At 65.0% G+C, this 7,914-nt stretch carries 7 protein-coding genes; 2 read left to right on the top strand and 5 right to left on the bottom strand.

Features of this window, described 5'->3' with window-relative positions; translation table 11 throughout:
• Positions 1-194 (bottom strand): succinate dehydrogenase assembly factor 2 (locus DYI24_RS16505; RefSeq protein WP_164573073.1); only part of this gene is annotated, 194 nt, incomplete at its 3' end.
• Positions 195-347: 153 nt separating this feature from the next.
• On the opposite strand from DYI24_RS16505, the gene recG reads away from it, so the two are divergent.
• Positions 348-2,450 (top strand): ATP-dependent DNA helicase RecG, encoded by a 2,103-nt coding sequence (recG, locus tag DYI24_RS16500; RefSeq protein WP_164573072.1) that lies wholly within the window; start codon positions 348-350, stop codon positions 2,448-2,450.
• A 100-nt stretch (positions 2,451-2,550) separates the two neighbouring features.
• On the opposite strand, the gene DYI24_RS16495 is transcribed toward recG, so the two are convergent.
• Complete coding sequence (locus tag DYI24_RS16495) at positions 2,551-3,069, bottom strand: phenolic acid decarboxylase (RefSeq protein WP_164573071.1); 519 nt, start codon at positions 3,067-3,069, stop codon at positions 2,551-2,553.
• A 106-nt stretch (positions 3,070-3,175) separates the two neighbouring features.
• Here DYI24_RS16495 and DYI24_RS16490 point away from each other — a divergent pair, with 106 nt between their 5' ends.
• Positions 3,176-4,054, top strand: a complete 879-nt coding sequence (locus tag DYI24_RS16490; RefSeq protein ID WP_164573070.1) for a LysR family transcriptional regulator — start codon at positions 3,176-3,178, stop codon at positions 4,052-4,054.
• 91 nt (positions 4,055-4,145) lie between these two features.
• Here the strand turns inward: DYI24_RS16490 and DYI24_RS16485 are convergent, their stop codons facing one another.
• The 3 genes from DYI24_RS16485 to DYI24_RS16475 all read right to left on the bottom strand — a co-directional run.
• Positions 4,146-4,940 carry a DUF502 domain-containing protein gene (locus tag DYI24_RS16485; protein WP_164573069.1) on the bottom strand — a complete coding sequence of 265 codons (795 nt, stop codon included), beginning with the start codon at positions 4,938-4,940 and terminating at the stop codon, positions 4,146-4,148.
• A gap of 272 nt (positions 4,941-5,212) precedes the next feature.
• Positions 5,213-7,039, bottom strand: coding sequence for a glutamine--fructose-6-phosphate transaminase (isomerizing) (gene glmS, locus DYI24_RS16480; RefSeq protein ID WP_164573068.1), 1,827 nt, complete (start codon positions 7,037-7,039; stop codon positions 5,213-5,215).
• 126 nt (positions 7,040-7,165) lie between these two features.
• The coding region (locus DYI24_RS16475; RefSeq protein ID WP_283810867.1) for a DapH/DapD/GlmU-related protein at positions 7,166-7,914 on the bottom strand (749 nt) is incomplete at its 5' end.

Here is a 7,914-nt window from a genome sequence, read left to right as displayed (position 1 = left end):
TAGAGCTCGTGGTCGCTGCCCTCGATCAGCCGTTCCAGCTCGTCGAGCTCCGCCTCCGAGAGCGTGCCGATCTCGGCGTCGGCGAACTGGCCGAGAATCAGATCCATCTCGCGTGTGCCGCGATGCCAGCAGCGGAACAGAAGCCGCTTGCGGCGGTCGTCGAGCCCGCCGCTCGACCGTGTGGTGCCCGTCATGTCGAAATCCACCTCAACGCCAAAAGCCCGGACGTGCCGGGCGGCCTTGATATAGCGACCGGGATCGCCGCTGTCAGCCCGCACTGGCGCATTGCAATCGGCCGCAAATGCAGCCAACCCTGCGGGCAACCGCCCATCCACCCGCTTGGTTCGATGCGCCCTGCTCTGCTCAATCCGCTGTTCGCCCCGGTCACCAGCCTAACCGGCGTCGGACCGAAACAGGACAAGCTGTTCCGCTATCTGCTGGACCGCGACGATACCCCGCGACTGGCCGATCTGCTGCTGCATCTGCCGAGCAGCGTGATCGACCGGCGCGCCCGGCCGAAGATTCGCGACGCGGTGCCGGGAACGGTGGTGACGCTGGAAGTGACGGTCGAACGCCACCGCGCGCCGCCGCCGGGCCGCTCGCGCGCGCCGCATCTGGTCTATGCCAGCGACGACACCGGCGACGTGGTGCTGACGTTCTTCCGCGCCAAGCCGGACTATGTGCAGAAGCTGCTGCCGGTCGGCGCCAAGCGCTACGTCTCCGGCACCGGCCAGCTCTACGACGGCACGCTGCAGATCGTGCACCCGGACCGTGTCGTCGACGAAGAGGCCTTTGCCAAGCTGCCGCAGATCGATCCGGTCTATCCGCTGACCGAGGGGCTGGCGATCGGCTCGCTGCGCCGGGCGGTGGCGCAGGCGCTGACCAAGCTGCCGGCGCTGCCGGAATGGATCAGCCCCGGGGTGCTGCGGCGTTGCCGGTTTCCGTCATTCGCCGAAGCGCTGAAGCACGTCCACATCCCGGATCAGCCGACCGACATTCTGCCCGATGGACCGTATTGGTCGCGGCTCGCCTATGACGAACTGCTCGCCGGGCAGCTAGCGCTCGCGCTGGTGCGGGCGCAGCTCCGCCGCCCGGCCGGCAGCCGCAACGCCGGCGACGGTCGGCTGCGCCACAAGATCATCGACGCGTTGCCTTATGCACTTACCGCCTCACAGCAGCAGGCCGCGGCGGCGATCGCCGAAGATCTACGCCAGCCGGTGCGCATGCTGCGACTGCTGCAGGGCGACGTCGGAAGCGGCAAGACCGTGGTGGCGCTGCTGGCGGCTGCGGCGGTCGCCGAAGCCGGCAAGCAGGCGGCGCTGATGGCGCCGACGGAAATCCTCGCGCGCCAGCACATCAAGACCATCGCGCCGCTGGCCGAACGCGCCGGGATGCAGGTCGCAATTCTCACCGGCCGCGAGAAAGGCAAAGAGCGCCGCGAGATCTTGGCGCGGCTCGAAAGCGGCGAGATCGATTTTTTGGTCGGCACCCACGCGCTGATCCAGGACGACGTGATCTACAAATCTCTGGCGCTGGCGGTCGTCGATGAACAGCACCGTTTCGGCGTGCGCGAGCGCCTGGCGCTGACCAGCAAGGGCGCCGATGTCGACGTGCTGGTGCTCAGCGCGACGCCGATTCCTCGGACGCTGGTGCTGACTTACTTCGGCGACATGGACGTTTCGGAACTCCGCGAGAAGCCCGCCGGCCGGCAGCCGATCGACACCCGCACGCTGTCCGATACCCGGCTGCCGGAAGTGATCGACGGCATCGGCCGCGCGATTGCCGCCGGCAAGCGGGTTTACTGGATCTGCCCGCTGGTCGAGGAATCCGAGAACGTCAAACTCACGGACGCCGAGCAACGCTACGAGTCGCTGCGGCAGCGGTTCGGCGATCATCAGGTCGGCTTGGTGCATGGACGGATGCGCGGCAGCGACAAGGACCTGGTGATGGGCCAGTTCGCGCGCGGCGAGATCAGCGTACTGGTCGCTACCACGGTGGTCGAGGTCGGTGTCGACGTGCCTGAAGCCACCATCATGGTGATCGAAAACGCCGAACGGTTCGGCCTGGCACAGCTGCATCAGCTGCGCGGCCGGGTCGGCCGCGGCAGCGAGGCGTCGACGTGCTTGCTGCTGTATCGCGAGCCGCTGGGTGAGCTGTCGGCGGCGCGCCTGCGGGTGATCCGCGACACCACCGACGGTTTCCGGATCGCCGAGGAAGACCTCAAGCTGCGCGGCGAAGGCGACGTGCTCGGCACACGGCAGAGCGGCCTGCCCGGCTACCGGATCGCCCGTTCCGAAGTCCATGCCCAGCTTATCACCCAGGCACGCGACGAAGCGCTGCGGATTTTGAAAGACAATCCCAAGCTCGAAGGCCCGTCCGGCGAGGCGCTACGCTGCCTGCTGTATCTCTACGAACGCGACGAAGCGATCCCGCTGCTGGGAGCCGGTTAGAGGGCCATCTCGGGAGTTAGGTGAGCAGCCCCCCGCGTGCACGACGCTCGATCCGGTTACGAAAAGCAGAATCGAGCGCCGGCGTCATAGGTTCAGTTGTTCAGTTGCGGCGATCGGCATAGCCGGACGGCAATTTCTCCGGCGGGCAGTCAATAACGCTTTGATCGTCGCGGTCACGCCGCTCCATGAAGGTAATCGTGGCGAATTCGTCGATCACCAGCTTGGGATAGGTCGGTCCGGCATCTCGATAGGCGCGCATCGCATCGAGATGATCGTTCTGAAAACAAACCGTCTTCTTGGGATCGCGCGCGATCCAGTCCGGGAAGAAGATCACGCCGTGCAGTTTGCGCTTGGGCAGATTGACGGCAACGCTGACGCAAGTTCCCGTCGGTTCGTCCCAGGAAATCTTGTAGATGCCCTCGCCCAGCCGGACGATGTGCGCGAACTGGTCGCGCACCCAACGTCCGCCGACCATACCGCTGTGAATCCGGTAATCGATCGTGTTCTCGTCCTTCACGTAGAGCTCGTACTGCCAGCCATTGTCGTACGTGTAAATCAAATGGCTTCCGACAAAATCGACCAGTTCGGCGGGATGAAGGGATTCACTGACCTGAGACATATCGTGCTCCTGTTTGCATCTGCCGGATCATTGCATCTGAAAAATCGAATGAAAAATCTTCATTTTTGTGCATTATGATCTAATAATCCGAACAATGGAGGCGACCATGGCCCAGCTGCCGAAAACGACGGTCGAGCAATGGGCCATATTGAGAGCGGTCGTCGAACTCGGCACCTACGCGCAAGCGGCCGAGACGCTGCATCGGAGTCAATCGTCGATCAGCTACGCCATCACCAACCTGCAGCACGCGGCGGGCGTTCAGCTTCTTCAAATCGAAGGCCGCCGAGCTGTCCTCACGGAGGCGGGCCGAGCGCTTCTGGCCGAAGTCGAACCCCTCATCGACGATTTCCTGCGAATCGAACAAAGGGCGTCGGCTGTGGGGCATGGCGAGCGCGTAGCGCTCCGGCTGTTGGTCGACAGCGTCTTTCCCAAACCCAGGCTGCTGGCCGCCTTACGCCGTCTGGCCGAGGTCCATCCGCACGTCGATGTTCGTCTCCGTGAAGCGGTCCGCCTGCCGATGCCGGAGCCGACGGACAGAACTTACGACATCGCAATCGCCCAGCCGGTGATTGGCGCGCGGTATGGCAAACGCGTAGCGGATGTCGACCTCATTGCCGTCGCCGCGAAAGGCCATCCCCTCGCGCATCGAACCCGCCCGATCAGCCGGGCGACCTTGGCGAGACACTTACGGATTGAGATTCGGGATCTCGAATTGTCAGCTCCCACGAAGGGGCAAACCGGAGGCAAAGCGTGGCACATGAGCACGATCGACTCCGTGCTCGGCGTCGTCCGCGAGGGGCTCGGCTACAGCTGGCTGCCTCGTCATTCGATCCAAGGCGACCTGGAACGCGGCGATCTCGTCGAGCTGTGCTTGAGCGAAGGCGGAGAAAGGCGCATCCCGTTGGACCTCTGCCTTGCCGATCACGAGTCCGCCGACGGCGCGGTCTTGTTTCTCGCCGAGGCGTTGATGATGCACGCGGAGTGACCGCAGTCCCGCGACAGAGGTGTCATTAAGGCGATCTGCTCACCTTGACGCGCCCCCGAACGCGCAGTCACCCCATCGGTCGGACGCCAGCTTAATCGACCTTGTCAGGCGCCTTGGTGACGCGGCGGCGCGAGAACGCCGATTCCGGCTCGCCGGGTTCGCGGACCTTCTTGGCTGCCAGCGCGGTCGCTGCCAGCGCTGCGATCTTCTTCTGCGGATCGGAACCAGGCTGCACCACGCCCGCCGACATGATCAGCGTCGCGGCCTCCTCGGCGCTCATGTCGACCGGGATCACTTTGCTGCGCGGGACGTAGAAGAAGAAGCCGGTGGTCGGGTTCGGGGCGCACGGCAGGAACACCGAGATGTGCTCGTCCTGGCTCGGGATCTTGGTCGCGACTTCCTGGTTCGGCGGCAGCGAGATCAGCACGATCGACCACATCCCCGGCGACGGGAACTCGACCAGGCCGACTTTCCTCAGGCTGTTGCCGTTGCCCGAGAACAGCGTCTCGAACACCTGCTTCAGGCCGCGGTAGATCGCCCGCACCACCGGCATCCGGCCGAGCAGCCGCTCGCCGAGATCGACCAGGCTGCGGCCGATCAGGTTGGCGGTTAGGAAACCCAGCAAAGTCAGGGCGACGAACGCCACGACCAGGCCGGAGCCCGGCACGGCGAACGGCAGATAGGTCTCCGGGCGGTAATCCGGCGGAACCAACGGACGCACGAAGCCGTCGACCCAATTCACGAACCACCAGGTCAGGTAGAACGTGATCGCCACCGGTCCTGCCACGATCAGGCCGGTCAGGAAGTAATTGCGGAGACGCCCCATCACGCCGCGCGGCGGGTCCGGCGGAAGATCACCGGTCGGGGTCGGAAGCTGGTCGGTCATCGGCAGTCCAGGTCGGTGCTACGGATGTCGCGGCCGAAGCCCCGACGCGAAGTTCACTGTAGCAGAGCGCCCTGGGGATAAGCGATCGATCCGACCCGGCCAGGCTCGATCGCGCCACTTCGGCGTTCTGCCAACGCCGCCAGATATAAGGGCTTCGGCAGCCGCCAACAACCGGCCGGGTGTGGACAGCCCGCCGGCCGCGACAACTTGCCGGATGCCTCGGCAGATCGCTGCGAACGTTTCGCGCCGGGGCCGCTGGGCGTGTGAAAGCCCTATTCCACCGTGACCGACTTCGCCAGATTGCGCGGCTGGTCGACGTCGGTGCCCATCACCACGGCGGTGTGGTAGGCGAGCAGTTGCACCGGGATGGCATAGACCATCGGGGTGAACGCCGAAGGCATGTCGGGCATCACGATCGTCACAATCGACTCGACGGTCGCCTCCTCGGCGCCCTTGGCGTCGGTCATCAGGATGATCCGGCCGCCGCGGGCCGCGACCTCCTGCATGTTGGAGACGGTCTTTTCAAACACCCGGTCGTAAGGCGCGATCACCACCACCGGCATCTTCTCGTCGATCAGCGCGATCGGGCCGTGCTTGAGCTCGCCGGCGGCGTAGCCCTCGGCGTGGATGTAGGAGATTTCCTTCAGCTTCAGCGCGCCTTCCAGCGCCAGCGGATACGACGTGCCGCGGCCGAGATAGAGCACGTCCTGGGCTTTGGAGATGTCGCGCGCCAGCCGCTCGATCTGCGGCTCGTCGGTCAGCGCCGCAGCCATCAGGCGGGGCAATTCGATCAGGCCGTGCACCAGCTTGGCTTCGTCGTCATCGGTCAAGGTACCGCGCGCCCGTCCCGCCGCGATCGCCAGTGCCGCCAGCGCCGTAAGCTGGCAGGTGAACGCCTTGGTCGAGGCGACGCCGATCTCGGGGCCGGCCAGGGTCGGCATCACCACTTCGCTCTCGCGGGCAATGGTCGAGGTCGGCACGTTGACCACTGACAGCGTGTGCAGCCCCTGCTCCTTGGCGTAGCGCAGCGCCGCCAGCGTGTCGGCGGTTTCGCCCGACTGCGAGATGAAAATCGCCAGATCGCCGCTGCGCAGCGGCGCCTCGCGGTAGCGAAATTCCGACGCGATATCGATCTCGACCGGCAGCCGCGCAAACCGCTCGAACCAGTACTTGGCGACATAGCCGGCGTAGTTCGCCGTGCCGCAAGCGGTGATCGACAGATGCTGCACATCCTTGAAGTCGAACGGCAGCTTCATCGGCAGCGCGATCCGCTCGCTCGCCATGTCGAGATAGCGCGCCAGCGTGTGGCCGACGACTTCCGGCTGCTCGTGGATCTCCTTGGCCATGAAGTGGCGATAGTTCGCCTTGTCGACCACGAAGGACGACGCGCCCGACTTCATCACGTCGCGCTTGACGACGTCGCCGTTGGCATCGCGGACTTCGGCGCTGGTGTGGGTCAGCACCACCCAGTCGCCGTCGTCGAGATAGCTGATGTCATCGGTGAGCGGCGCCAGCGCGATCGCGTCCGAGCCGAGATACATCTCGCCGTCGCCATAGCCGATCGCCAGCGGCGAGCCCTTGCGGGCGCCGATCATCAGATCGTCATAGCCCTTGAACACGAAGGCCAGTGCAAACGCGCCGCGCAGCCGCGGCAACGCCGCCTTCACCGCGTCCTGCGGCGATAGCCCTTTGGCCAGAAACGAATTGACAAGATGCGCCACCACCTCGGTGTCGGTCTCGCTGGCGAAGGTCGCACCGCCACCTTCGAGCTCGTCACGCAGCTCGCGGAAGTTCTCGATGATGCCGTTATGCACGACCGCGACGCCCGACGCCGCATGCGGGTGCGCATTGGCCTCGTTGGGCTTGCCGTGGGTCGCCCACCGGGTGTGGCCGATCCCGACATGGCCAGCCAGTGGCTGCCGCTGCAAAACCGCTTCGAGATTCTTCAACTTGCCTTCGGCCCGGCGGCGCACAAGCTCGCCATCTTCGAGCGTTGCGACCCCGGCCGAGTCATAGCCTCGGTACTCGAGCCGCTTCAGCGAATCGACCAGTTGCTCAGCAACCGGTCCACGTCCCAGAATTCCGATGATGCCGCACATGCGGTTGAATAATCCCCAGTTCGCCGGGCGACCTGCCGACGCTCCCGACTTCTAGCGGCTTCTGTGAAAGCCTTGGTAGTCAACAATTATTGCGATTTGACACAAGGTTAAGCCAAACCGGCAGCCTCAATGCGCCTTCGGCTTGCGATGCCGCGCCTTGGCGTCCCGGAAGCGCTTGGCCCAGCCGTCCTTGGCGGTCTGCACGTTGCGCTCGACCGCCAACGCGTCGTCCGGCACGTCCTTGGTGATCACCGAACCCGAGCCAACATAGGCGCCGGTACCGATCTTGACCGGCGCGACGAGCGACGAATTCGAGCCGATGAAGGCGCCCGCCCCGATCTCGGTCTTGTGCTTGTCGAAGCCATCGTAATTACAGGTGATGGTACCGGCACCGATATTGGCCGACGCGCCGATGTGGGCATCACCGATATAGGTCAGGTGATTGACCTTGGCACCGGCGTCGATCTGCGCGGCTTTGGTCTCGACGAAATTACCGATCTTGGCACCGTCGCCGAGCGACGTTCCCGGCCGCAACCGCGCATAGGGACCGACCTGCGCCTTACTGCCGATTCTTGCTTCGGAAAGGTGCGAGAACGAATGGATCACCGCTCCGTCGGCGATCGACACGCCGGGGCCGATCACTACGAACGGCTCGATTACCACATCCTTGCCGAACGTCGTGTCGGCGGCGAGATACACGGTCTCCGGCGCGATCAGCGTCACTCCCGCCGCCATCGCGGCCTGGCGCAAGCGGGTCTGCATTACGGTCTCGGCCTCGGCGAGCTGCGCCTTGGTGTTGATGCCGCGGACCTCGTCCTCGCTGGTTTCGATCACGCTGGCAGTCAGGCCGAGGTCTCGAGCGATCCCGACCCCAC

The sequence above is a fragment of the Rhodopseudomonas sp. BR0C11 genome, from assembly GCF_010820945.1.
Taxonomy (GTDB): domain Bacteria; phylum Pseudomonadota; class Alphaproteobacteria; order Rhizobiales; family Xanthobacteraceae; genus Rhodopseudomonas; species Rhodopseudomonas palustris_H.
The sequence above is the reverse complement of the archived record's forward strand: the minus strand, read 5'-3'. Positions and strand labels throughout refer to the sequence as shown.

What these genes read in the sequence shown, in the direction of transcription:
- recG (WP_164573072.1), top strand. Translation starts at nt 348, where the DNA reads ATGCGCCCTGCTCTGCTCAATCCGCTGTTCGCCCCGGTCACCAGCCTA.
- DYI24_RS16495 (WP_164573071.1), bottom strand. Translation starts at nt 3,069, where the DNA reads ATGTCTCAGGTCAGTGAATCCCTTCATCCCGCCGAACTGGTCGATTTT.
- DYI24_RS16490 (WP_164573070.1), top strand. Translation starts at nt 3,176, where the DNA reads ATGGCCCAGCTGCCGAAAACGACGGTCGAGCAATGGGCCATATTGAGA.
- DYI24_RS16485 (WP_164573069.1), bottom strand. Translation starts at nt 4,940, where the DNA reads ATGACCGACCAGCTTCCGACCCCGACCGGTGATCTTCCGCCGGACCCG.
- glmS (WP_164573068.1), bottom strand. Translation starts at nt 7,039, where the DNA reads ATGTGCGGCATCATCGGAATTCTGGGACGTGGACCGGTTGCTGAGCAA.